A 24,661-nucleotide genomic window follows, 5' to 3' on the forward strand; every position below is an offset into this window, starting at 1 on the left:
CAGAATCGGCTGCCGGTCGGTAAGGTTTCCTTCTCACGGCACCTTCGACCACTGTGAGAAGGTCGCTGCTTGACCGATCGGCGTCCCTGCCGAATCGATCACACTCCAGATCAGTGCCCGCTCGACAAGGAAACGCTGGCCGGTCGATGAAATTCTGACCCCTCGATATCCGTCAAAGTACCCATTGACCTTGGCGTGCTCCAACATCCGTTCTCGCTCGGCGCGGTTATCCGGCTCGGCCGTGAGGCGCGACGGCGTCTTGATGAATCGATCCCAGGAGAGTTCCCACAAGCTCAAGGCCGCCTGATTTCCATAGTTCAAGATCGGGTCCAGTTCCACGCCATGAGACACGACGATAAAGGGTGCCTCGAACAACGTACGTGCCTGTCGTCTCGCGTCACCGCCCCGCTCGATCAACTCTTTTCCCGTCCAACGACGATAACTGTCCAGCAGGTGCTGGCTCCATAGCACAATACCCGGATCGTTCCACTGTGCCGTGTTCATCGGGGAGGTGGTACCACGACTCGCGAGGCGGGGCAAGCGTGACAGGCACCTTGTCAAGACCATGGGACTTCTCTGTATAATGGCGCTCTCATCTGAAACAACCAGGGGTACTGATGACGGGCAAGACGCTGTTCGACAAAATCTGGGATTCGCATGTCGTGCGGGCAGAGGCCGACGGTACGACGCTGCTCTATATCGACCGCCAGCTGGTGCACGAAGTGACGTCTCCCCAGGCGTTCGAAGGGTTGAAGCTTGCAGGACGGCGCCCACGGCGACCGGCGGCGACACTCGCGGTGCCGGATCACAATGTGCCGACGACGGACCGGCGGCTGGGCATCGCCGATCACGTGAGCGCGCTTCAGATCCGAACACTCGAGGATAACTGCAACGACTTCGGCATCACCCTGTTCAACATGAGCGATATCCGACAGGGCATCGTCCATGTGATCGGCCCCGAGCAGGGATTCACCCTTCCCGGTACGACGATCGTGTGCGGCGATTCCCACACATCGACTCACGGGGCGTTTGGAGCCTTGGCATTCGGGATCGGCACCAGCGAAGTGGAGCACGTCTTGGCCACGCAATGTTTGATACAGAAGCGGCCCAAGACGATGGAGATACGCGTCGATGGCACGCTTTCCGACCGCTGCTCGGCCAAGGACATTATTCTGGCGATCATCGGGAAGATCGGCACGGCCGGAGGAACCGGCTACGTAATCGAATACACCGGCTCCGCCATTCGCGCGCTCAGCATGGAAGGTCGGATGACCCTGTGCAACATGTCGATCGAGGGCGGCGCCCGCGCAGGGATCGTCGCTCCCGACGACAAGACGTTCGCATACATCAAAGGACGGCCGCTCGCCCCACAGGGAGCGCTCTTTGAACAGGCCGTCCGGGCGTGGCAAACACTCAAGACGGAGGCGGGCGCGACGTATGATTCGACGGTCATCCTGCAAGCGGAACAGATCGCACCGCAGGTCAGCTGGGGCACCAGTCCCGGCATGGTCATCGGGGTGGACGAGAAGGTTCCGGACCCTCGAACGATGCCCGACGAGAAAATCAAGCATGCCACCGAGCGGGCGTTGGCCTACATGGGGCTGTCACCTAATATGCCGATTACGGATATTCGAATCGACAAGGTCTTCATCGGTTCATGCACGAACTCACGGATCGAAGATCTTCGCCTCGCGGCCGGCTTCGCAAAGGGCAAGAAGGTGGCGAAGACCGTTCACGCCATGGTGGTGCCTGGATCAGGGCTCGTCAAGCAACAGGCGGAGGCGGAAGGGCTCGACCGAGTCTTCCGCGAGGCCGGGTTCGAGTGGCGGGAGGCCGGGTGCAGCATGTGTCTCGCCATGAATGCCGATGTCCTGAAGCCTGGCGAGCGTTGCGCCTCCACGAGCAACCGGAATTTCGAAGGTCGCCAGGGAGCGGGCGGACGGACTCATTTGGTATCTCCGGCCATGGCAGTTGCCGCAGCCATTGAAGGACACTTTGTCGATATCCGCCACTGGAGCTGATCGCGCAAGGCCCTTCGAGTACAACATTTACCTATCGCCTGATTGGATATTATGGAACCCTTCACCACACTGACCGGTCTTGTCGCTCCGCTGGATCGTGTGAACGTCGACACCGACCAAGTCATTCCGAAGCAGTTTCTCAAAACCATCAAGCGCACGGGGTTGCGCGAGGGATTGTTCTTTGACTGGCGGAAACTCAAGGATGGCTCGCCTGATCCCTCCTTCTTTTTAAATCAGCCCCGGTATCAGGGCGCATCGATCCTCCTGACTCGTGACAATTTCGGCTGCGGCTCGTCTCGTGAGCACGCACCGTGGGCGTTGTTGGATCAAGGATTTCGATGCATCGTGGCCCCGAGCTTCGCGGATATTTTCTACAACAATTGTTTTCAAAACGGCATCCTTCCCGTGGTGTTGAAAGCGGAGGAAGTGCTCCCGATCATGAAGGACGTGATGGACACCGAAGGCTACCGGCTCGCCGTAGACTTGGGTCGCCAAACAGTGACCACCCCGAACGGAACCACGTATCGGTTTGAGATCGACCCCTTCCGCAAGGATTGCCTGTATCGAGGGCTGGATTCGATCGGCCTTACGCTCCAGCATGAGCACGCGATCACGGCCTATGAAACCCGTCGAAACGCCGAAGCGCCGTGGCTCTTCACTGATCTGCGCTCATAGCGGAGGAGGTGCCGGTGAGCTGGTCTTCTATCCCGAAGCTGTTCTTGACCATCGTGTTTTTTGCAGGCGCCGCCTACCTGACCGTTGCCTTCAATTGGACCTACTCCGATGGGAGCCGAGCCGGTTATATTCAGAAATATTCAAAGAAGGGCTGGCTCTGCAAGACCTACGAAGGGGAATTGGCGATGACGACCGTGCCGGGCACGGCTCCCGTCCTCTGGCAATTCACCATCTGGGACGACAAGGTCGCCACGCAATTGTCAGCGGTGATGGGGAAACGCGTGATCTTGCATTACAAAGAGTACCGCTATATTCCGACCACCTGCTTCGGTGAGACCACCTATTTCGTGGATCACGTAGAAATCCAAGAATAGTTGTCTCAGTCCCAGGATGTTCAAAAAGTCCTTCCAGCAAGGCCGCAGCTAGCGAGGAGACGAGACGTACTTTTTGCCGTACGCTGAGTTTCTGAGCGACGCGAGAACGAAGCTGGAGGGCTTTTTCAACATCCTGCTACAGCCACTTTTTTCGACGGAACCCCACTAGCATGATCACCGCCACCATTCCCATGATCCCCAGCGCCATCGGGTAACCCCAGTGCCATTTCAGCTCCGGCATGTACTCGAAATTCATGCCATAGATGCCGGCGATGAAGCTGAGCGGCATGAAAATCGTAGTAATCACCGTCAGCACTCGCATGACGGCGTTCAGCCGATAACTGACGCTTGAGAGATAGATATCCAGACTCGACGAGACCATTTCACGCAACGTCTCGATCGTGTCGACGATCTGCACCACATGGTCATAGACATCTCGGAAAAACACCCTGGTCGGCTCATGCAGAAACGGGCAGTCCGAACGAGACAGGTTGTTGATCGCTTCCCGCAACGGCCAGATGGCTCGGCGCACGAATAACAACTGCCGTTTCAGCGCGTGAATGTCCCTGAGCGTCTCCGGCTTCGGATCGGCCACCACTCGCTCCTGCAGCGATTCAATCCGTTCGCCGAGCATTTCGAGAACGGCGAAATACTGGTCGACCACGGCATCGATGAGCGCATACAGAAGATAGTCCGAACCGTTTTGCCGGAGGCGGCCCTTGCCGCCCTTCAGACGATCCCGCACCGAGTTAAACACATCGGTCCCATTCTCCTGGAAGGAGAGAACATAATTGCGCCCCATGACGAAACTGATCTGCTCGACCAGAATGTCCCCCCGATCAGTGGTCGTGAGCATCTTCATGACGAGAAAGAAATAGGTGTCATAGTCGTCGAGCTTGGGACGCTGATCGGTATTCGCAATGTCTTCCAGCAGAAGCGGGTGAAGGTTGAAATGTTTCCCGAAGGCTTCCAGGACGTCGATCTGATGGACACCACCGACATTGATCCAGGCCACCGTCTCGTCGACAGGCGGTTGAAGCTCATGGACGTCTGTGACGACGCGCTCCTCGCACCGTGCGCCGGCGTAGCTGAACAGCGTGATGTGGACGGGTTCGGTTCGCGTCTCGCCGATATGGATGAGTGTCCCAGGCGACAGGCCGGTTTTCTTTGACCGCTTCTGAACCAGCTTCATGGTAGCGAGCTTGTACGCACATTCTCATGCCAGGTCAAGGTGCGTACGAGATCGGTTCTTTTCTTCCGGCTCGAGGCTTGGTACTCTCGTATCATGGCATGGGATGACGAATTGAAGGTCTTGATCGAGGCGATCCGAGCGGCCGGGACGGAAGCGTTACGTTGCGCCGTCGAAGGATTTGAGACGATCAAGAAGCTGGATCATTCGCCGGTGACTTCGGCAGACCTGGCCGTAAATCAGATTCTCCAATCTCGCCTGCAGTCGGCCTTTCCTCTCGATGGATGGTTGTCGGAGGAGTCGCCGGACGATCTGGATCGGCTTCGCAAAATACGGGTCTGGGTCGTTGATCCGATCGATGGAACGAAAGCGTTCATCCGTGGTGAGCCCGAATTCTGTATCTCCGTCGCCCTCATCGAGCAAGGCCGGCCGATCGTCGCAGCCGTCTTCAACCCGTCGACCGGTGAATTGTTCAGTGCCATCAGAGGAAGCGGTCTCTATCTCAATGACAAGCCGGTGACTCCACAGGCACTATACGGCGACCAATTGCCGGTCATTGCCCTGAGTCCGTGGGAGCGCCAAATCGGCCGCTTCTCGGCGCTTGAGCCGCATGCCGACAGCCGTCCCATGCGCTCGATCGCGTGGGCTCTGGCGCTGACGGCAGGCGGCCGTCTCCACGGCGCTGCAACGCTGGAGCCGGAAAATGAGTGGGATGTTGCGGCGGGAGCACTCCTGATCACAGAAGCCGGCGGGGTGATATCGGATGGGAGCGGACTCACGCTGACCTTCAATCGGCCCGAGCCTCGCTATCGCGGGATCGTCGCCACCAGCCCGCACTGTCCGGATGTCCTCACACGACAACTCAAGCGTCTGACGCGGTCGGTCGCCGGAGGCGACGACGAGCCGCTTTAGAAATCGGCTTGAGTCAAACGGCGACAGGCCTCATCGAGATCAGGATCCGTCTTCGCGTAGCTGAAGCGAATGAAGTTGGCGCCTGCCTGGCCGGAGAAAAAGGCCTCTCCCGGCACACCGGCCACACCGGTGTGTTGCAACAGGTGCATGGCGCGCGCCTTCCCTGTGTCGCCCGGAAGGCGGGAAACGTCCGCCAGCACATAATAGGCCCCTTGCGGGATCGACGGCGCGAGCCCCGCATCGGCTAGCGCGCTGCAAAACCGGTCACGCTTGTTCTGGTAGTCATGCGCCAACCTCCGATAGAAACTGTCGGGCAATTCTTTGATCCCTTGAGCCACACCCATTTGCAGCGGCGCTGGAGCGCACACATAGAGTAAATCGTTCATCGCCCCAATGGCCTGCGCCCAGGGTTGGGCGGCCACACTGTACCCGATGCGCCAACCGGTCACGCTGAAGGTCTTGGAGTACCCGCCGATCGTCACCGTTCGTTCGGCCATGCCCGGCAACGCAGCCATGCTGAGATGGGTTCGTCCGTCATAGAGAAAGTATTCGTAGATTTCGTCGGTCAACACGAAGAGATCGTGCCGGCATGCAAACTCCGCCAGCGCTTCCAACTCCGCTCGACTGAACACCTTACCCGACGGATTGCCGGGAGAATTGACGATGATCGCCTTCGTCTTGGGAGTCACCACCTGCTCAAGCTGACTCAACGAATACGTCCATGCCGGGGCTTGCATATGGACCACGACCGGAATCGCCTCCACCGCCACCAGCGCGCTGATATGGTATTGGTAGTACGGCTCGAACAGAATGACTTCATCACCGGAATTGAGCAGGGCTGCGCAGGCACAGTGAAAGGCACCGGTGGCCCCGGCGCTGACCGTGACCTCCGTGTCCGGGTCCGCTTGAATTCCGTTATAGTTGGCCAGCTTCTTGGCGATGGCTTGCCGCAGCTCCGGTAACCCGTCGAAGCGGGTGTACACGTTGTGCCCTTCTCGGATGGCGGACTCGGCACCTGCCAGCACGACCGGAGGCACCGGCGTATCACAGACCCCTTGCGCCATATTCAGCCCCTTCATGGTCACGCAAGCCTGGGTCATCGCCCGAATTTCTGATTGAGCCAGGTCGGCCATCCGCTGACTTACCGTTCGCGTCACAATCGCATCCCCTTTCGCCAGCCCCCTTTGTCGCAGAGGATAGCAGCCGCGTCAAGATACCCTCAAGATCCGGAACGCTGATGGGACAGGCCGACAACCAGCTAACAAATACCGTTTTGTCTTGCCGATAGCATCCCATCGCTTACACTACAAACAGTCGCTCCCAAGAAGACCATACGAATCGACAAAACCAGTATTTGTCCAAGGAAGGGACCTGCACGATGACATCAAGGGCAGCCCGCAAGCCTTCACCAGACGCGGAGGAAGGCGCGAACCTGCAAGACCGGCGAGGGCGGAGAATCGCTCTCTCGTGCCGCGTGTTCTTTTTCGGGGAAGATGACTTTGAGGGTGAAGCGACGCTGCTTGACGTGTCGACGAACGGCTGCCGGGCGGAATCGGAGGTTGAATTGAAGATCGGAACGTCGTTGAAGCTGTCGCTGTTCCTTCCGGACTTTAAGTGGCCCCTGCGCGTCGATCAGGCGATCGTGCGGTGGATCGACGGCAAACAATTCGGCCTGGAATTCACGATGATTCGTCTCGCCCAGCGTGAACGGCTACGAGGCTTGATCATGAAGGTCAAGCCGTAACCGCAGTCCTACTCAAATAACCCTCACACATCGCGCCGCTGTTTTCCTGCACAGGGTTGAGCCTGTCATAGAAATAATTCGTTACGGTTCCGTTCACCGTGCGTCCTGTGCGACGGCCAAAGGAGTCGTACTTGAACGACGCGGTGAAACCGGTCTTGCTGACACCAGTCAATTGGTTTCGAGCATTCCATGTGTAGGTGGTCGTGACTCCTGCATCGGTGGATGTGGCTAAGTTGCCATTAAGGTCAAAAGTCTCCGTGCTCGTGCCGAAGGTCAGCTGCTGATTGTTCGCGTTGTAATTGGTTGTGGTCAAGGCGGGAGGGAGGTTCGTGCGAGCAAACGTGCCGCCGGTTTTGATCCGGTTACCGGCCGCATCGTAGGTGTATGTAAGGTCGCCGAGGGTCGTGGCGCCTTGCTTATAGGTCAGGCTCGTGAGTTCGGAGGCGCCGTTATACGCGTACTCCACCTTGTTGGTGTTTGGATACGTCACGCTGGTCCGTCGATCCGCATCGTCATACCCAATCGTCACCGTGCTCGCGTTCTGCGTAATCGCCGTCAACCGATTGGCATTGTCATACGTGTAGGTGACTTGCGGCTGGCCCGCGACCGTCATGGTCGCTCTCCGGTTCGCGTTGTCATAGGTGTAATCAATCTGCCCTTGTGGGGTCACTTCCTGCGTCAGCCGATCCAAGCCGTCATAGGTTCGAGTGATTGTGGCCGTGACGGTCCCACCAGCATTCTTCTCTTGAACTTGCGTGATCCGATTGCCTGCATCGTAGGTGTAGTTCGTGCTGGTGTTGTCTTGAAATGTCGCCTTCGTTCGGCGATTCAACGGATCATAGGTATAGGTGGTCGTCTGACTCTTTCGGTCGAGGACCGTGGCCAGATTGCCGTTGTTATCGTAGGTGTAGGTTTCGGTATTGAGCAGCGGGTCCTTTCGGGTGCTCGTCCGGTTCATGTTGCTGTACGTATACACCGTCTGTTGGCTCTTGGCATCGGTCACCGTGAGGAGATTGCTGTTCACATCGTGGTGAAGGTGGTGAAGAGTATGCTATGGCTGGAGACCAAAGAAAAGCCTTCGAAGCCCAGCAATAAATCCTGCGAACCCTGCCATAAAACAGAGGCCTCCAAACACATACCAATAGATTCGGAAGCCTGTGCCGCCAAGAAGTTTCTTGAGCACAACACCAGAACTACCGAAGGGTATATCGGAAGAAGGATCAACAAAAAACTTCACCCGTCTCCAGTTCGCATACACGATTGCCGCGCCAATCAAAATAAATACCCCATATATAAGAAGATCACGATAAAGGTTTTGAAGATTGATCGCATTATTCATATTCATAACATCAGGCCACGCAAGAACTGGTGCCAATTTTATCTCTGAGGCGCACTAATTGCTCCACCAGTGCGAAGCAGATCCACTCCAATGTTTAGATTCAGACCTTGCGTGAGATAAGACTGATTGCTCCCATCAAAATCGGGGTTTGGAACAAAGTTAGTGCCGACTGAGAGATGCCTTGAAATTCCAACGTCGATCGAGAATTCGCCTGGAGTGGGTGGGGGCTCACCGATCTTGCATTGAAGACCTCCCCCGATGTTTGGTGGGAACACAATCTCTTTAGATATATTTAATCGCGGAATATCCAATTGGTAATTGGTCATACCAATCAGCACGCTTACCTTTATTTCAAAAAGACCAAGGGGATCGGCAAATAGTATCGCGTTATTATTTGAATAACGATAAACGTTTATTCCGCCTCTAAGCCCAATCGGATCCTCGGCAATAAACCGCTGGAAGCGTGGCTGATAGTACCGAGCGCGGTAATAGTAGAGCCCTGTGCCATCATCTTCCCGCCCGGTGTATTTATAACTGCTGGTGCTAGCTGAGCCAGTCTGACTGACAAACCCGAATGGCTCATAGGTGTACTGGGTCTGCAGCGTACCTGAACCATCTCCAAGCGCAACCGTTGAACCAAGGGCATCGGACAAAAGAGCCCTTACACCCACTCCATCAGTCCTGGTGAAGAATTCGTCGATGCCGAGCCCAGTCAAGAGATTCGCCGTGACAGTACCCCCATTCTTTTCCTGCACAGGATTGAGCCCGTCATAGACATAATTCGTTACGGTTCCACTCACCGTGCGTCCTGTTCTTCTCCCGAAACTGTCATAGGTGAACGATGCCGTAAACCCTGTCTTGCTGATGCCCGTAAGCTGGTTTCGAGCATTCCAGGTATAGGTGGTCGTCACTCCGGCATCGGTGGATGTCGCCAGATTCCCGTTGAGATCGTACGTTTCCGTGCTCGTGCCGAAGGTCAGCTGCTGGTTGTTCGCATTGTAATCGGTGGTGGTCAAGGCGGGAGGGAGGATCGTACGGGCAAAGGAGCCGCCGGTTTTGATCCGGTTGCCAGAGGCATCGTAGGTATAGGTCAGATCCCCAAGTGTAGTCACGCCCTGTTTGTAAGTGAGACTGGTCAATTCCGAGGCGGCATTGTAGCCGTACTCAATCTTGTTGGTGTTTGGATACGTGACACTGGTCCAGCGGTCCGCGTCGTCATAGCCAATGGTCACCGTATTCGCGTTTTGGGTTATCCCGGTCAGCCGATTGGCATTGTCATACGTGTACGTCACTTGCGGCTGGCCCGCGACCGTCATGGTCGCTCTTCGGCTCGCATTGTCATAGGTGTAGTCAATCTGGCCCTGTGGGGTCACTTCCTGTGTGAGTCTATCCAAGCCGTCATACGCCCTCGTGATTGTCGCCGCCACCGTTCCGACAGAATTCTTTTCCTGCACCTGCGTGATCCGATTGCCCGCGTCGTAGGTGTAGTTCGTGGACGTGCCATCCTGGAAAGTCGTCTTCGTCCTGCGATTCAATGGGTCATAGGTATAGGTGGTCGTCTGGCTTTTGCGGTCAAGGATGGTCGCCAGATTGCCGCTGTTGTCGTAGGTGTAGGTTTCGGTGTTGAGCAGCGGGTCTTTTCGGGTGCTCGTCCGGTTCATGTTGCTGTAGGTGTAGACCGTCTGTTGGCTCTTGGCATCCGTGACGGTCAGGAGATTGCTGTTGGCATCGTGAATACCAATGGTGTGATTTGGGAGATGGGTAGGAGCAAGAAGATATAGGTCAAGTATGGATGTCACTGGCCGTGCAATAAGCCCGCCCCTTGCATATTACACTTCCAAAGCGACACCACAACATGCACGTACCCATAGATTGCGATTACTAAAGCGCCGACAACAATTGAGATGAGAAATATGTGGTGTCGCATTCTAGCTTGTTCGAATATATGCAAGTCTTCCTTGTTAACGGCTAGTCTCCAGCCGTAGGCAAAAGGCATTTGACTCTTATACATGATGCCACTCGCATACTTGGACTTAATCACCGATGGCACCCTGCCTTGCATCGCCCACAGACCAATTCCGACCAACAAAACGCAATAGACTAGCAGTGACAAGTCAGCCACCCGAATCAAGAAGTCCGGATTCGCCATACTACGACTCCATCTCCTGAATTTGACCTAGCTACATCACAAAAGGAACGTTAGTAATCTTAGGATGATCCTAATACGGTAGCAGCCCGATTGCAGCACATATGAAGAATAGCGCAATATTGGGGATGTACCCTTTGAGCTGCCCTTCAGTAAGCTCGGCGCTTTTTCTCAGCCCCTCTAGCTTCAACTCGCGTAATCGCTCTACATCCTGATCAGAACCTTTGCCAGATGAACACCGTTCTTCTAAAGGACGGATTACGGTGTTTAGGGCATTGATGTCGTCAGACAACTTACCTAGACGCTTAAACGTGTCGTGAGCATCGAGGATATCTATCGCGGCACACGCAAGTGCTCCTCCCACTCCAATCGGGCCTGTACCGCTTGCATCTGTCCAATTCGTGGGGTTATTTAATGCATACGCAAAAAGGTTAACATCCCTACCTCTGAACCTGAGTGGGTCTTCTGCAATGAACCTCTGCAACCGCGGTTGATAGTACCTGGCGCGGTAATACATAAGCCCGGTGCCATCGTCCTCTCGACCGGTGTACTTATAACTACTCGTACTGGACGAGCCAGTCTGGGTGGTAAAGCCGAAGGGTTCGTAGGTGTACTGCGTTTGCAGCGTGCCGGTACCATCGCCGAGTGCAACCGTTGAGCCAAGCGAATCAGGTAACAGTGCACGACTCCCAACTCCATCCGTTCGCGTGAAGAACTCGTCAATGCCTAGGCCCGTCAGTAAGTTCGCGGTCACGGTCCCGCCGTTCTTTTCTTGAACGGGATTCAGCCCATCGTACACAAAGTTGGTGGTGGTGCCGTTGATCGATTTGCCGGTACGACGACCAAAGGAGTCATAGGTAAACGATGCTGTGAAGCCTGTTTTGTTGATACCTGTGAGTTGATTCCTCGCGTTCCATGTATATGTCGTCGTGCCACTTGCATCAGTAAACGTCGCTAAGTTGCCGTGGAGGTCGTAGGTCTCGGTGGCGGCTCCAAATGCAGTCTGTTGATTGTTGGCATTGTAACTGGCAGACGCGAGTGTGGGAGGCACGTTAGTGCGCGCAAACGTGCCACCGGTTTTGATGCGTGCCATCGTAGGTGTACGTGAGGTCGCCCAGGGTCGTGGCGCCTTGCTTATAAGTCAGGCTGGTCAACTCGGATGCCGCATTGTAGGCGTAGGTGATGCTGTTCGTGTTGGGATACGTCACAGTTGTGCGCCTGTCTGCATCATCATAGCCAATGGTCACCGTGCTGGTGTGTTGGGTACTTGTTGCGTTTGTAAATAAGTGGGGGGAAGACTCTTGCGTCATGCCGTCATCCTATGTACTGCTCTTATGCCTTATAACCAGCTATCCCTGTGGCTTAACCATCCGATCAAGCACCTTGTGAAGATGATTACGCCAGGATTCGTTCCTAACTTCATCCGCACGTTTTCGCATGTACAGCATCAGCTCTTTCTCCGCCACCACGTCATAGGTCTGTTCCTGTTGCATGTCGCTGAGAACCCAGACAATGTAGCGAAAATAGGAATCCTCCTGTGTTTCCCGCAGCTTCTTGGCAAGAAACGGAAACGCTACTTTGCCTTCCCTTGCAAATTCCAATGCCAAATGAAAGGGAGGGGGATGAGTGGATTTCATCCCACACATATACGTAACATACTGCCGTTCGAGATCCATGGTTGAGAAAGCAGCCACTTGTTCTCTCGTAGGTAGTTGGAAAAACGAGGTGACCAGCGTCCAACATTCACCTGAGGTCGGAGGCTCCGACGGCGCGTGATGGCAATTGGGAAGGAGAAGCACAAACAGAATAGTCCAGCGCGGGAAGGACGTTCTCATTGCCGGCACTCGCAGGTAGTGTTCCTTCTGCCCCTCAAGTCTTTTTGAATACGCTCTTCCAACTCAATTGCCGGTATCTCCAATGGGCTCTCATCATGGCCGTGTAGAAGTCCTTGGATAAGAAAATCGAACCGCGTCGCACCTCTGCGGTATTGGTCAACATGGTAAAGCTCGTGGCCCAACAGCGCAATTCCGCCTGATGTCGAGCTATCGTACACTCCAGGGCGGAAATAGATATCGTTTCCTAGCGTGATCCCACGATAGCCTGGCAGTAACCACCACGGCACCTCATCCTCGTGCAGATCTGCGGCATCCAAATCCACCTGCGGAATATATGGCGCCAGACATCGCTTCTCACGTTCAGTTAGTGGTCGCAGACCAAGTGGATCGATCAAGGAAGATGGCATGTTTCTGACGTACACGTACAAGTTCACATCTCCACCTCTGACCCCGATCGGATCTTCCGCAATAAACCTCTGCAGCCTCGGCTGATAGTATCGTGCTCGGTAGTACATGAGCCCCGTGCCATCATCCTCTCGCCCGGTGTATTTATAGCTGCTGGTGCTTGCGGGTCCCGTCTGTGACACAACGCCAAAGGGCTCGTACGTGTATTGGGTTTGGAGCGTGCCGGCATTGTCGCCTAAGGCGGCGGTTGAACCGAGGGCGTCAGGAAGGAGACTGTGACTCCCAACCGCATCCGTTCGCGTGAAGAATTCGTCGATGCCTAGGCCGGTCAAAAGATTCGCTGTCACGGTCCCGCCGTTCTTCTCCTGCACGGGATTGAGTCCGTCGTAGACAAAATTGGTGATGGTACCGTTGATCGTCTTGCCGGTTCGTCTCCCGAAACTGTCGCAAGTAAAGCTGGCTGTAAATCCGGTCTTGCTGATACCTGTGAGTTGATTCCTCGCATTCCAGGTATACGTCGTCGTGCCACTTGCATCAGTAAACGTCGCTAAGTTGCCGTTGAGGTCGTAGGTCTCGGTGGCGGCTCCAAATGCAGTCTGTTGATTGTTGGCATTGTAACTGGCAGACGCGAGTGTGGGAGGCACGTTGGTGTGCGCAAACGTACCGCCGGTTTTGATCCGATTACTGGCAGCATCGTACATGTATGTGAGATCGCCCAGAGTTGTGGCGCCTTGCTTATACGTGAGGCTGGTCAACTCGGATGCAGTGTTGTACGCATAAGTGATGCTATTGGCATTCGGATACGTCACGCTCGTTCGCCGATCCGCATCGTCATAGGCGATCGTAACCGTATCACTCCCCTTTGCAATCTGAGTCAGCCGGTTTGCATTGTCGTACGTACAGTTCACTGCGCTCTGACCCTGAACCGTCATGCTGGTGCGCCGGCTCGCGTTGTCATAGGTGTAGGTGACGCTGCCTTGCGGCGTGGTTTCGTTGGTCACTTGATTGAGCCCATTATAGGTTCGGGTGATCTGACCGGAGACCGAGCCATTGACCTGCGTCAGTCGATTGCCGGCGTCGAAGGTATAGGTGGTGGAGGTCGTGCCGCGGTGATATGTCGTGACACTGGGATGATGGAGGTGATCGTATTGATAGCTCGTCGTCTGCCCCTTGCGGTCGGTGACACTCGTCACGTTGTTCATTCCATCATAGATCGCCGTTTCTGTCTTGAGCAGGACATCTTGCCCAGAGGTTGGCCGATTCCGTGTATCGTATCCGAAGTTTGTGGGTTGGTTCTTTGCGTCCTTGACCTGCGTGAGATTGTCATTGTTGCCATAAGTGAGTTGCGTTTGCCCCTTTCCCGCTTAGAGACTAACTTATTATTTTCAACAATAGTAATGGTCTAGAAGAGACGCCTTCAATCTTCATTTGCAAAGCAACTTCTACATACGTTATGTCATCATGGCTGGTTAGCGGAAAAGTATTGCTCACCGAGCCTGATATCCTCTGGTGGAAACGTGGGATCGGGTCCCTCCATACAGTCACGGAGGTGCTTTTCAAATTTGACGCGGATAGCCTCCGGTCGTAAGTCCGCCAACCGCACATGGGTAACATAAGGTCCAATCGAGTGCAGCACGGTGTAAATTCCGCTATGTAGATTGCGCATGATAATTTCTTCAGCGGTACCGAAGTACCGTTCGTCGATCTCCCCTTCCTTATCGTATAGGCCTTTAATCGTATATCGTGACGACTCAGGACTACCTTTCTCCAGCTGGCTCAGATCTACTTCAGGAGGCCAATCCTGTAAGGCTCTAGCCAGCAGCGTGTCAAACTTCAGGTCCATCTCTCGCTCCTTCATTTTCGAATACGTCCATCAGGCCAAACGCTGGTCGGTGTTTCACCCTTTTCCCATGACCCTTTATCTGGCCATCGTTTCCATTGATCTCCACCATGGCCGGAGGTATCCGGCTCCCAGACAGAACCATCATCAATGCATTGTTTACCCTTCGATTTACGAATCTTCTTAAACTTCTCTGGTGCAGTCTTAGGATTATCAGGGTAAACAGCAGGGTCATCGGCAGAAGGGTTGCTGTGAAGAATCCACCAGGCTACACCAGCAGTGCCTATCGCACCGATTGCCGCGCCAATAACTGCGCCTGGCGGGCCGCTCATTGCAGCGCCAGCGATGGCTCCTGCAGCGGCAGTATATCCAGATGGATCGACATAGTTGAGAGGATTCTCCCAGACATAGCCATATAGATTAATGTCTCCCCCTCCAAACACGATCGGATCTTCGCTGATAAGCCGTTGCAATCTCGGATGATAGTACCGAGCCCGATAGTACATGAGCCCTGTTCCGTCTTCTTCCCGTCCTGTGTACTTATACGAGTTTGTGTTGGCTGATCCCGTCTGAGTCGTCAAGCCGAACGGCTCATAGGTGTACTGGGTCTGCAATGCCCCTGTTCCATCGCCGAGTGCAACCGTTGAGCCAAGCGAATCAGGTAACAGTGCACGACTCCCAACTCCATCCGTTCGCGTGAAGAACTCGTCAATGCCAAGCCCGGTCAAGAGGTTGGCCGTGACGGTCCCCCCGTTCTTCTCCTGGACCGGATTCAGCCCGTCGTAGACATAGTTGGTCACAACACCATTCACAGTTCTTCCAGTTCTTCTCCCGAAACTGTCGTAGGTGAATGAAGCCGTTAATCCTGTCCTACTGATGCCAGTCAATTGGTTCCTCGCATTCCACGTGTAGGTGGTCGTGACTCCGGCATCGGTGGATGTCGCCAGATTCCCGATGAGATCGTAGGTCTCAGTCGTGGTCCCGAATGTGGTTTGTTGATTGTTCGCGTTGTAGCTCGTGGTGGTAAGGACCGGGGGAATATTGGACCGCGCGAACGTGCCGCCGGTTTTGATCCGCTTGCCGGCAGCATCATACGTATACGTGAGGTCCCCCAGAGTCGTAGCGCCTTGTTTATAGGTCAGGCTCGTGAGTTCGGAGGTCGCATTGTACGCATAGGTGACGCTGTTCGTATTGGGATACGTCACGCTGGTTCGCTGCTCCACGTGATTGTAGACCAACGTCACGTTACTTGAGTTCTGTTGGATTCTCATTAATTCGTTCGTATCGTGATGAGGCTGTACACTGCTGCCCTAAGCTTCTGGCTTTGAATCAGGGGAGGTCCAGAGCACCTTAACTGATAGGTTCAGTGCTGCGAGTCGACAGAGAAGCGTGTTTGGCAAGATAAACCATTGTGGTGCATGCATGGCACGATACGCACACATGAGAGTCGCGGAAACCTGCAACTGAAGCAGTTTGTCTGCAACAGGCTCAATCATGCCCATCAGTTCCTCAATAGCAGTCCTGAGCAGCTGGGTAGCGGAATCATCCTGTGTGAACGTGGCTTCAGTTCGCTGCACAACTCGCCGGACCTCCAAAATAAAATAGTTATCAGGGTCACGCCCGAGCTCTGGACGTTCCACTGCCACAAACTCTCCCTTGTACCGCATTCTTGTGGGAGTCAGTCCAAGCCGCTCTGCTATTACAGAAGGTGCTAACTCTCCGGATGTGAGGTATAGCGTCGCGCTGACAAAAGATTCTGTATTTGGTAGTGGTGTCATCATGAATCGTTCAAGGCTTGCAATCCATTGCCAAGTATCTAAGGAAAGAGTGGCACCGGAACTCTTGTAATAATTGTGGTGATTATAGCTAAGGCCGTTGCCGCTGCTATGCGTGCTGCTTGTTTTAGCTTCTGATCCTCTTGTCCAGGCCTGCTTGGTACTGGATCAACTGTATGGCCGCCATCATTACCTCCATCACATCCAAGTGCCCGGTACTCATCTGCAAGCCTGTTAAGTTCCTTAAGAATACCCACCCTATCTGGACATTGGCCTGGAGCATTGAGCATTTCATTAAGGCTGTTTATTGCTGCCCTGATATCTGCACATCGAGGATGCTCCAGACCAAGCGGATCACGAAAACGGATTGGATTATTGCTCACGTACCGATATAAATTAATACCGCCTCGCAACCCAATTGGGTCCTCACTGATAAACCGTTGCAGCCTCGACTGATAGTACCGAGCCCTATAGTACATGAGCCCGGTGCCATCGTCTTCCCGTCCGGTGTATTTGTAGCTATTCGTGCTGGCTGACCCCGTCTGTGTTGTAAAGCCAAAGGGCTCGTACGTGTATTGGGTCTGGAGCGCACCTGTTCCATCCCCAAGAGCAACGGTAGAGCCAAGCGCATCGGGCAACAGGGCGCGACTCCCAACTCCGTCGGTTCTGGTGAAGAACTCGTCGATCCCGAGCCCGGTCAAGAGATTCGCCGTGACGGTGCCTCCATTCTTTTCCTGCACGAGATTCAGGCCATCGTACACAAAATTGGTTGTCGTGCCGTTGATGGTTTTGCCCGTGCGCCGGCCAAAGGAGTCATAGGTGAACGATGCAGTAAACCCTGTCTTGGTAATCCCCGTAAGCTGGTTCCTCGCATTCCAGGTGTAGGTGGTCGTCACTCCTGCATCGGTGGATGTTGCCAGATTCCCGTTGAGATCGTACGTTTCCGTGCTCGTGCCGAAGGTCAGCTGCTGGTTGTTCGCATTGTAATCGGTGGTGGTCAAGGCGGGAGGGAGGATCGTACGGGCAAAGGAGCCGCCGGTTTTGATCCGGTTGCCAGAGGCATCGTAGGTATAGGTCAGATCCCCAAGTGTAGTCACGCCCTGTTTGTAAGTGAGACTGGTCAATTCCGAGGCGGCATTGTAGCCGTACTCAATCTTGTTGGTATTGGGATAGGTCACACTCGTTCGCCGGTCGGCATCGTCATAGCCAATGCTCACCGTGCTCGTGTTCTGGGTGATTGCCGTCAAGCGATTGGCGTTATTGTAGGTATAGGTCACTTGCGGCTGCCCCGCGACCGTCATGGTCGCTCGATAGAAGATGCATTCAGTTGAGTGCATCGGTGCTGTAACGAGATCGCCGAGGTCTTAATCAAATGTGGATGTATGAGGTAAAACAGCCATGTCTACAATGGGAATCTCGTGAGTCGGCTTCATCTCGCAACCTGTCGAGCTGCCACTTTTCTAGGACGATGGGACTCATAAATGTCGAAGGATAGATCGATACCAAGCTTAGTTAACTGGGCCATCAAACCCCTGTCCAGCACGATCCCCGTATTTACTTTGACAAATAGTCCGACAAAAAATTCAATGGTCCCACCAGTCGACCGAACTTTCTTAAAAAACTTCTCGAAGTTACGGAACTTTGTCGTCAATGCGCACAGTGTTAATTCAAGGTCACTCCCGACCTTCTCGTCTAGATCAAATACACAATATGTTTCCTTATTGGTCCCCGCGAGCTGTTCACCTGCCGGGGTGCTTCTTTGGGATCCTGCTTTCCATTTCCTCGACGGGCTCAGATCTAGTTGCCCAGAAATGTCTTCAGGATCCATGCTGGGATGGGTTATGCGAAGAGAAATCTTATATTTAGCTGGATACATGGTTTCTTACGTCACTTATCCCAGGGGAGAAATTTTTTGTATGGCCCTTGGTTTGTTGCTTGGCCTTCATCACCGCCTACGATCACATCACCATCAGGAGTAATGCCAACCCAATCTTTAGGCTTGGCACCAAGACCTTTCTTTATCGCGTGAATATCATCGGTGTCCAAGTCAGGGAATTGGTCTATAGGTTTCGTGCCAGTCGGACAGTTTCTAGGCTTGGCCGATCGATCTGGCTTGTTAAAAATAAGATGATCATCAGGGGATGGAACCTGACTTTGTTGTAGATAGTAATAATATGCACCAACACCGCCAATGACAATAGTTGTTGCCAATAGAGCAGGGGGCGACAATACCAGCGGACCAATAAGCATTGCGTTCTTCCCAACCGGATCTCGAAAACGGATTGGGTTGCCAAACGCATATGCATAGAAATTGGTATCTCCACCGGCAAACCGTACCGGATCTTCACTAATAAACCGCTGCAGTCTCGGCTGGTAGTACCGTGCGCGGTAGTACATGAGCCCGGTGCCATCGTCTTCCCGTCCGGTATACTTGTAGCTATTCGTGCTGTCGGCACCAGTCTGTGTCGTCAACCCAAATGGCTCGTAGGTGTACTGTGTTTGCAGCGTGCCGGTGCCATCTCCCAAGGCAACAGTCGAACCAAGTGCATCGGGCAACAGAGCGCGACTTCCAACTCCATCAGTTCGGGTAAAGAGCTCATCAATGCCGATCCCCGTAACCAGATTGGCAGTAACGGTGCCTCCGTTCTTTTCCTGTACAGGGTTGAGCCCGTCATAAACATAGTTGGTCACCGCTCCATTCACAGTCCGACCAGTCCGACGGCCAAAGGAGTCGTAGGTGAAGGACGCAGTGAAACCGGTCTTGCTGATGCCCGTGAGTTGGTTTCTGGCATTCCAGGTATACGTGGTCGTCACTCCGGCATCGGCGGATGTCGCCAGATTCCCGTTCAGATCATAGGTCTCAGTCGTGGTCCCGAATGTAGTTTGCTGGTTGTTGGCGTTGTAATTCGTCGTCGTAAGAGCCGGAGGAATGTTGCTCCGAGCAAACGTGCCGCCGGTTTTGATCCGGTTACCGGCCGCATCGTAGGTGTATGTAAGGTCGCCGAGGGTCGTGGCGCCTTGCTTATAGGTCAGGCTCGTGAGTTCGGAGGCGCCGTTATACGCGTACTCCACCTTGTTGGTGTTTGGATACGTCACGCTGGTCCGTCGATCCGCATCGTCATACCCAATCGTCACCGTGCTCGTGTTCTGGGTGATCGCCGTCAGGCGATTGGCGTTATCGTAGGTATAGGTCACTTGTGGTTGGCCCGCGACCGTCATCGTTGCTCTTCGGCTCGCGTTGTCATAGGTGTAGTCAATCTGGCCCTGTGGGGTCACTTCCTGTGTGAGTCTATCCAAGCCGTCATACGCCCTCGTGATTGTCGCCGCCACCGTTCCGACAGAATTCTTTTCCTGCACCTGCGTGATCCGATTGCCCGCGTCGTAGGTGTAGTTCGTGGACGTGCCATCCTGGAAAGTCGTCTTCGTCCTGCGATTCAATGGGTCATAGGTATAGGTGGTCGTCTGGCTTTTGCGGTCAAGGATGGTCGCCAGATTGCCGTTGTTGTCATAGGTGTACGTTTCCGTATTGAGGAGCGGATCTTTTCGGGTGCTCGTCCGGTTCATGTTGCTGTAGGTGTAGACCGTCTGTTGGCTCTTGGCATCGGTGACGGTCAAGAGATTGCTGTTCGCATCGTACCCGAATTGGGTGACGCCGTTGATCGCGTCGGTGAGCTGGGTGATGCGATCGAGGGCATCAGGCGTGTAGACCGTCTTCTGCCCGAGGGGATTGATGAGGCTACGCAGCCGGCCCGCCGCATCCAGCATCCGTTTGGTCTCGCGATTCAACGGATCTTTGACCGAGATCAAATCACCGAGCTCATAGGTGAACGTCGTCGTGTGATTGAGTGGATCTTTGATCGTGAGCGGCTGGCCTTGGCCATTGACCGTGATCGTCGTGGTTTTGCTCAAGGCATTGGTGATCGTCGTGAGATTGCCCTTGGTGTTGTAGCCGAATGTCGTGGTATGGCTCAGAGGATCGGTGACGGTGGCGACCTGACTATAGGTGGGCTCATACGTGAATGTCGTGGTGACGGCATTTGGCGTCGCCGCCAGTCTCGTCACGGTCAGCACATTGCCCTTGCTGTCATAGGTATAGGCCGTCTTGCGCCCCATTGTATCGGTCACACTGAGCAAGAGATTCGTGCCGGCTTGCCATTCATAGGTGGTGGATTGGGCTTCGGGCTGGCCGAATGCGTCAGTACTGGTCAATGTATAGCCTGCACTGCTAAACGTAACCCGTTTGACATAGCCGCGTGGGTCCGTCATGTCGGTCTGCGTGACCTTGCCGCTTCCATCGAGTGTATAGGCAAATTGATAGGTCGTGCCGTCGGCTTGCGTCTGCGTCGCCACCCGTCCGTTAGCATCATACGTATTGGTCACATGGAGATTACCGTTGGGCTCTTTGGCGGTCAGCAAGCGATGGGAGGCATCATAGGTGTACTCGCTGACGCCGCTGAGGGGATTGGTCACCTTCCAGAGCCGCCCGCTTCCATCATAGGTGTAAGTCACCGTGCGGCCCAGGATATCGGCAACCTGGGTAATCCGATTACTGGAGTCATAGGTGAACGTCAGATAGCGTCCATTGGGGGTGGTGATTTTCGTGAGATTCCCTGCCATACCGCCAGCGGCAGCCCGAGTCAGTGTGAAGGTATTGCCGTTTCGATCCACCATCGCCACGAGCGAGCCATAGTCGCTGAAGTGCCACTCCGTCCCGGCTTTGAATTTTAAACGGTAGCGCTGGAGATTTTGATCCCATGCAAAGGTTGCGGCATAGAAAGCGGTTTGCGTCGTGGTATGTTGCAGGGTCGAGTCTAGGCAATTGGTTCCCGTCGTTCTAGTAAATTCCCGATACCCACTATCCGGCAGAATGATGCGCACGACGCTGCAGAGATCATCGCGCAGCATGTACTGCTCATAAGGATGACTCGACCCGATTCCAAATGCTCGGACCCCGGTGTCCTTAGTGCGATAGGTCCGAACCAGTCGAATTGGGAGGACATCGGGAATCTCAATATCGACGTCTTCCTGATAGTACAACCCAGTCATCATACTGACCGGATCAGCACACTTATCATCCGGGCACGGCGTATTAGCCTCATTGGCAGGCCACGGCAGAAATGTGGGCGCATTGGGCTGACCAGCAAGATGAAAGATCGTATTGTACGCAGGATTATTCCCTGCCATACAGTACGTACCCCATGAAATGCTTGTGATTGCGCCATAAAGCAGGGGAGTTCGATAACTAATGCCACCTGCATCGCCTCCACCAGGTGCACACTGCACCATGGCCCCTCCGAAATAAGGGCCCGCCCAACCGGGAGGAATAGAATCTGCTGGGCAGCAGACCTTGATCCAGGCCGCTGCGTCATAGATCGGCGAGGCTTCTAAGGAGGTGGTACCCGCACGCCCCATAAAATACATGGTGCCGGTTTGCCCGGTTTGGAGGAGTTCACCGGGACGAATCGGGGTATCCCCCACCATACCTCGGTCGAGCAGCACTTGAGCTTCAAGATGGGCTGGCAGAATGGCTCCGCTCATCAGACACAATGTCACAACACATAGTAGGATTCGCCATGTGGTTCTCATGGGCTCGTCACCTGAAGGTTAAGACTCCCCGTCGCTGTCGTCAGCGGATTGATGGTAATCGTGTATGTTCCTGTCGTGCCCAGCGTTACCGTCGGGAGATTGAAGCTCGCCGCTGAGTTCGTAGTCCCCGTCTGAAAGCTCCCGCTCGGGGTGTACAGATACACACTGACGCTGCCCAGCGTATTGCTCGTGATCTTAACGGTCGCCTGTTGACTGGCGGTTCCCGCAAATGTGTAACGGGCGTTCTGCCCGGCCCGGCTGATCGTGACCGGAGTGGCCGCCGCATTGATCGTGACGCTGCCTGAAACCTCCGTCGAGAGCGTCAAGGTGATGTTGCCGGTGTACTGTGCAGTGGGATTGACGGTGACTGTATAGGTTCCGGTCGTCGGGAGAGCGGTCGGCGCATCGAGGCTCCCCCCGCTGGTGCCGACGGTCGTAGACGCGAACTGAGTGCCATCCGGCTTCCACAGAGTGACCGTGGCCGAGGTGATGGTCACACTTGTCATGCCGAGACTGACCCACTGACCCGCCGTCCCCGTAAACGTGTAGAGCGAATTCCGGCCGATGGGGGTGATGTTCGTGGTGGTTGGAGTACCGTCCAGATTGAGTGTGCTGGAGAGATACGACATCAGCGTGAGCGTGATGGTGCCGGTGTTGGTCCCAGATGGATCGACGACGATCGTATAGGTGCCGGTCGTGGGGAGTACGCCAGAAGGTTCGAGTCCACTCCCACTAGTTCCGACAGTCGTCGAGGCGAGTTGTGTTCCAGTGGGACCGAGCAGCGTCACCGTGCTGGACGCAATGGTCACCGACGTCAGGCCCAGACTGAGCCACTGCCCGCTGGTCCCGCTGAAGGTATAGCGGGCGGTTTGACCCGCTTTCGTGAGACTGAGCAGCACTGCGGCGCCATCCAGCGTGATGGTCCCCGTCAGCGGCGACGTGAGCGTAAGGGTCATGCTGCCGGTCGCAAGACCGGAGGGATCCACGACAATCGTGTAGGTGCCAGCCGTGGGCAGCGTCGTCGTGGGATCGAGACTTCCGCCGCTGGTTCCGATGAAAGTGGAGACCAACGTCGTCCCATCCGGTTTGAGCATCGAAACGGTACTCGAGCTGATCGTCACGCCGGTCATCCCGAGATTCACCCATTGCCCGGCCGTGCCGGTGAATGTATAACGGGCACGCTGCCCAGGGACGGTCAAGGTTGGAGTGACCGTGGCACCATCGATGGTGATTGTGCCCGTCACATCGGGGGTGTTATAGAGCGTGAGCGTGACATTGCCGGTAGCGGCACTGGACGGATCGATGAGAATCGTATAGGTCCCGGAGGCCGGCAGGATTTGGCTATCGATCGCGCCGCCGCTGGTGCCAAAAGAAGTCGGCGCAACAAGGGTCGTCCCATCCGGCTTGAGGATGGACGCATTGAACGCCGCCATCGTGACAGAGGTGACCCCGAGGCTGATGGTGTGTCCGGAAGTCCCGGTAAAGGTGTACCGCGCGTTCTGGCCCACCCGCGTGACGGAGATCGGCACCGCCGCCCCACCGGGTGTAATCGTGCCGGTCAATTCCGTCGAAACGGTGACACTGATATTCCCGGTGTAGGTGCTCACCGGATCGAGCAAGATCGTATACGTGCCGGTGAGGGGCAGGACTGCCAGATCGATGCTGCCGCCGCTGGTACTGAATGAGGGGACCGGAATGGTCATCGAGACGCCATCGGGGCGATAGACGGACGCCGCGAACTGCGGAGCCGTCACGCCGCTGAAACCAATGCTGACGCGTTGCCCTGCGGTTCCATCGAACACCATCAAGCCAGTTTTATTGGCCGTCGTGACGGACGCCGTTACGGTCGACCCATCCACGGTGACACGGCCGGTATATTGGACATCTGCCGCGACCACCCCAGGCGGTGCGACATAGAATTCCTGGGCGCTCGTTGCTTTGCCGTAGATGGTCGAGATCGAGATCGGTCCGGTTTGGGCAGTACTGGGGACCGGCACGGTGAGGCTGGTACTGGATGCCGTGGCCACCGCTCCCATGGCGGCCGTAAAGGCGACGCGGTTATTGATCGGCGTCGTCTCGTAATTCGTTCCCGTCAGGGTCACTGTCGCACCGTAGTTCCCAACGGCAGGGCTGAAACTCGATAAGGTCGGGACGCCGCCGGTTCCAACGGTAAACGACGTCGCACTGGTCGCCGTGTTGGCCCCAACGGTCACGCTGATGGGCCCAGTCGTCGCTCCGCCGGGGACATTCGCGGTCAACACTGTGGTGGAAGCTGTAAGAACCGTCGCCGTCGTGCCATTGAACTTGACGGTGTTCGATGCCGGCGTAGCATTGAAGCCGGTCCCATAGATGGTCACAGGAGTACCGACTGGACCCGACGAAGGCGTGAACTGGATAATAACCAGGGTCGAGGACGCTTGCCGCGTGATTCCTGTCAGATTGCCGACGCTATCGTAGACGTAGATGGCTGTGTCGCTGGCCGGATCGATGACCGCCAAGAGACGGCCCGCATCGTCGTAGACGTAACTGATATCGGCCGCGGGGCTGGCAGGCCCAAAGAGTACCAGGGCAACGACGGTGGCGGTGGTGGTGACAGCTAGACTGCTAGTGACCCGCTGATACACACGAAAGAGGATCGCGCTCATCGTTGCTCCGTCTTCAGGGTCATTGACGCAAAGGGAGAATCACCACGCAACTTCACCAGTTCATGCGTGAGACTTATCTTACGTTAAATAACTTACGGTATTTGTGATTTGTTGCAAGACCAGAAAATGGCTCTAGCCGAAAGGCCATTCGGTCTCTTCTTGGGGAACCATCGTC

General features: G+C 55.1%; 22 protein-coding genes. 5 read left to right on the top strand and 17 right to left on the bottom strand.

Features of this window, described 5'->3' with window-relative positions:
* Positions 1-33: 33 nt before the first annotated feature.
* Positions 34-504 carry an MEKHLA domain-containing protein gene (locus H8K04_18280; GenBank protein ID UVT15722.1) on the bottom strand — a complete coding sequence of 157 codons (471 nt, stop codon included), beginning with the start codon at positions 502-504 and terminating at the stop codon, positions 34-36.
* A gap of 113 nt (positions 505-617) precedes the next feature.
* Between H8K04_18280 and leuC the strand changes: the two genes are divergently transcribed.
* From leuC to H8K04_18295, 3 genes are read left to right on the top strand one after another with little or no spacing between them, the layout of a single operon-like run.
* Positions 618-2,021: a 3-isopropylmalate dehydratase large subunit gene (gene leuC, locus H8K04_18285; GenBank protein UVT15723.1), complete on the top strand. Its 1,404-nt coding sequence runs from the start codon at positions 618-620 to the stop codon at positions 2,019-2,021.
* 51 nt (positions 2,022-2,072) lie between these two features.
* Positions 2,073-2,696 carry a 3-isopropylmalate dehydratase small subunit gene (gene leuD / locus H8K04_18290; protein UVT15724.1) on the top strand — a complete coding sequence of 208 codons (624 nt, stop codon included), beginning with the start codon at positions 2,073-2,075 and terminating at the stop codon, positions 2,694-2,696.
* 8 nt (positions 2,697-2,704) lie between these two features.
* Positions 2,705-3,070, top strand: coding sequence for a hypothetical protein (locus H8K04_18295; GenBank protein ID UVT15725.1), 366 nt, complete (start codon positions 2,705-2,707; stop codon positions 3,068-3,070).
* A 136-nt stretch (positions 3,071-3,206) separates the two neighbouring features.
* Here the strand turns inward: H8K04_18295 and corA are convergent, their stop codons facing one another.
* Positions 3,207-4,262, bottom strand: a complete 1,056-nt coding sequence (gene corA, locus H8K04_18300) for a magnesium/cobalt transporter CorA (GenBank protein UVT15726.1) — start codon at positions 4,260-4,262, stop codon at positions 3,207-3,209.
* Positions 4,263-4,355: 93 nt separating this feature from the next.
* Here corA and H8K04_18305 point away from each other — a divergent pair, with 93 nt between their 5' ends.
* Positions 4,356-5,171 carry a 3'(2'),5'-bisphosphate nucleotidase CysQ gene (locus H8K04_18305; GenBank protein UVT15727.1) on the top strand — a complete coding sequence of 272 codons (816 nt, stop codon included), beginning with the start codon at positions 4,356-4,358 and terminating at the stop codon, positions 5,169-5,171.
* Here H8K04_18305 and H8K04_18310 read toward each other — a convergent pair.
* A complete protein-coding gene (locus tag H8K04_18310; protein ID UVT18040.1) occupies positions 5,168-6,304 on the bottom strand; it encodes an aminotransferase class I/II-fold pyridoxal phosphate-dependent enzyme in 1,137 nt (378 codons plus the stop codon). The genes H8K04_18305 and H8K04_18310 overlap by 4 nt on opposite strands.
* Before the next feature lie 245 nt (positions 6,305-6,549).
* Here H8K04_18310 and H8K04_18315 point away from each other — a divergent pair, with 245 nt between their 5' ends.
* A complete protein-coding gene (locus H8K04_18315; GenBank protein UVT15728.1) occupies positions 6,550-6,915 on the top strand; it encodes a PilZ domain-containing protein in 366 nt (121 codons plus the stop codon).
* Here H8K04_18315 and H8K04_18320 read toward each other — a convergent pair.
* From H8K04_18320 to H8K04_18385, 14 genes are all read right to left on the bottom strand, one after another.
* Positions 6,905-7,939, bottom strand: a complete 1,035-nt coding sequence (locus tag H8K04_18320) for an RHS repeat protein (protein UVT15729.1) — start codon at positions 7,937-7,939, stop codon at positions 6,905-6,907. The two genes, H8K04_18315 and H8K04_18320, sit on opposite strands and share 11 nt — an antisense overlap.
* A 27-nt stretch (positions 7,940-7,966) precedes the next feature.
* Positions 7,967-8,254, bottom strand: a complete 288-nt coding sequence (locus tag H8K04_18325) for a hypothetical protein (protein ID UVT15730.1) — start codon at positions 8,252-8,254, stop codon at positions 7,967-7,969.
* A gap of 38 nt (positions 8,255-8,292) precedes the next feature.
* Positions 8,293-10,053 carry an RHS repeat protein gene (locus H8K04_18330; GenBank protein UVT15731.1) on the bottom strand — a complete coding sequence of 587 codons (1,761 nt, stop codon included), beginning with the start codon at positions 10,051-10,053 and terminating at the stop codon, positions 8,293-8,295.
* Positions 10,054-10,473: 420 nt separating this feature from the next.
* Complete coding sequence (locus tag H8K04_18335) at positions 10,474-11,493, bottom strand: RHS repeat-associated core domain-containing protein (GenBank protein UVT15732.1); 1,020 nt, start codon at positions 11,491-11,493, stop codon at positions 10,474-10,476.
* The gene (locus tag H8K04_18340; protein ID UVT15733.1) at positions 11,453-11,710 is read right to left on the bottom strand and encodes an RHS repeat protein; all 258 of its coding nucleotides are present in this window, start codon (positions 11,708-11,710) and stop codon (positions 11,453-11,455) included. The genes H8K04_18335 and H8K04_18340 overlap by 41 nt, the downstream gene beginning before the upstream one ends.
* Positions 11,711-11,749: 39 nt before the next feature.
* Positions 11,750-12,094, bottom strand: a complete 345-nt coding sequence (locus tag H8K04_18345) for a hypothetical protein (GenBank protein UVT15734.1) — start codon at positions 12,092-12,094, stop codon at positions 11,750-11,752.
* A 137-nt stretch (positions 12,095-12,231) separates the two neighbouring features.
* Complete coding sequence (locus H8K04_18350; protein UVT15735.1) at positions 12,232-13,842, bottom strand: DUF4157 domain-containing protein; 1,611 nt, start codon at positions 13,840-13,842, stop codon at positions 12,232-12,234.
* 257 nt (positions 13,843-14,099) lie between these two features.
* Entirely contained in the window at positions 14,100-14,483 is a 384-nt protein-coding gene (locus H8K04_18355) for a hypothetical protein (GenBank protein ID UVT15736.1), read from the bottom strand.
* A gap of 11 nt (positions 14,484-14,494) precedes the next feature.
* Positions 14,495-15,751 (bottom strand): RHS repeat-associated core domain-containing protein, encoded by a 1,257-nt coding sequence (locus H8K04_18360; protein UVT15737.1) that lies wholly within the window; start codon positions 15,749-15,751, stop codon positions 14,495-14,497.
* A gap of 39 nt (positions 15,752-15,790) precedes the next feature.
* Positions 15,791-16,261 (bottom strand): DUF4279 domain-containing protein, encoded by a 471-nt coding sequence (locus H8K04_18365; protein ID UVT15738.1) that lies wholly within the window; start codon positions 16,259-16,261, stop codon positions 15,791-15,793.
* A 35-nt stretch (positions 16,262-16,296) separates the two neighbouring features.
* Positions 16,297-17,556, bottom strand: coding sequence for an RHS repeat-associated core domain-containing protein (locus tag H8K04_18370; protein ID UVT15739.1), 1,260 nt, complete (start codon positions 17,554-17,556; stop codon positions 16,297-16,299).
* A gap of 128 nt (positions 17,557-17,684) precedes the next feature.
* Entirely contained in the window at positions 17,685-18,131 is a 447-nt protein-coding gene (locus H8K04_18375) for a DUF4279 domain-containing protein (GenBank protein UVT15740.1), read from the bottom strand.
* Between the two features lie 11 nt (positions 18,132-18,142).
* Positions 18,143-21,841, bottom strand: a complete 3,699-nt coding sequence (locus H8K04_18380) for an RHS repeat protein (protein ID UVT15741.1) — start codon at positions 21,839-21,841, stop codon at positions 18,143-18,145.
* Positions 21,838-24,486 (bottom strand): IPT/TIG domain-containing protein, encoded by a 2,649-nt coding sequence (locus tag H8K04_18385; GenBank protein UVT15742.1) that lies wholly within the window; start codon positions 24,484-24,486, stop codon positions 21,838-21,840. The genes H8K04_18380 and H8K04_18385 overlap by 4 nt, the downstream gene beginning before the upstream one ends.
* Positions 24,487-24,661 lie beyond the last annotated feature (175 nt).

The organism is Nitrospira sp., from assembly GCA_024760525.1.
In the GTDB taxonomy this organism is placed as follows: Bacteria; Nitrospirota; Nitrospiria; order Nitrospirales; family Nitrospiraceae; genus Nitrospira_D.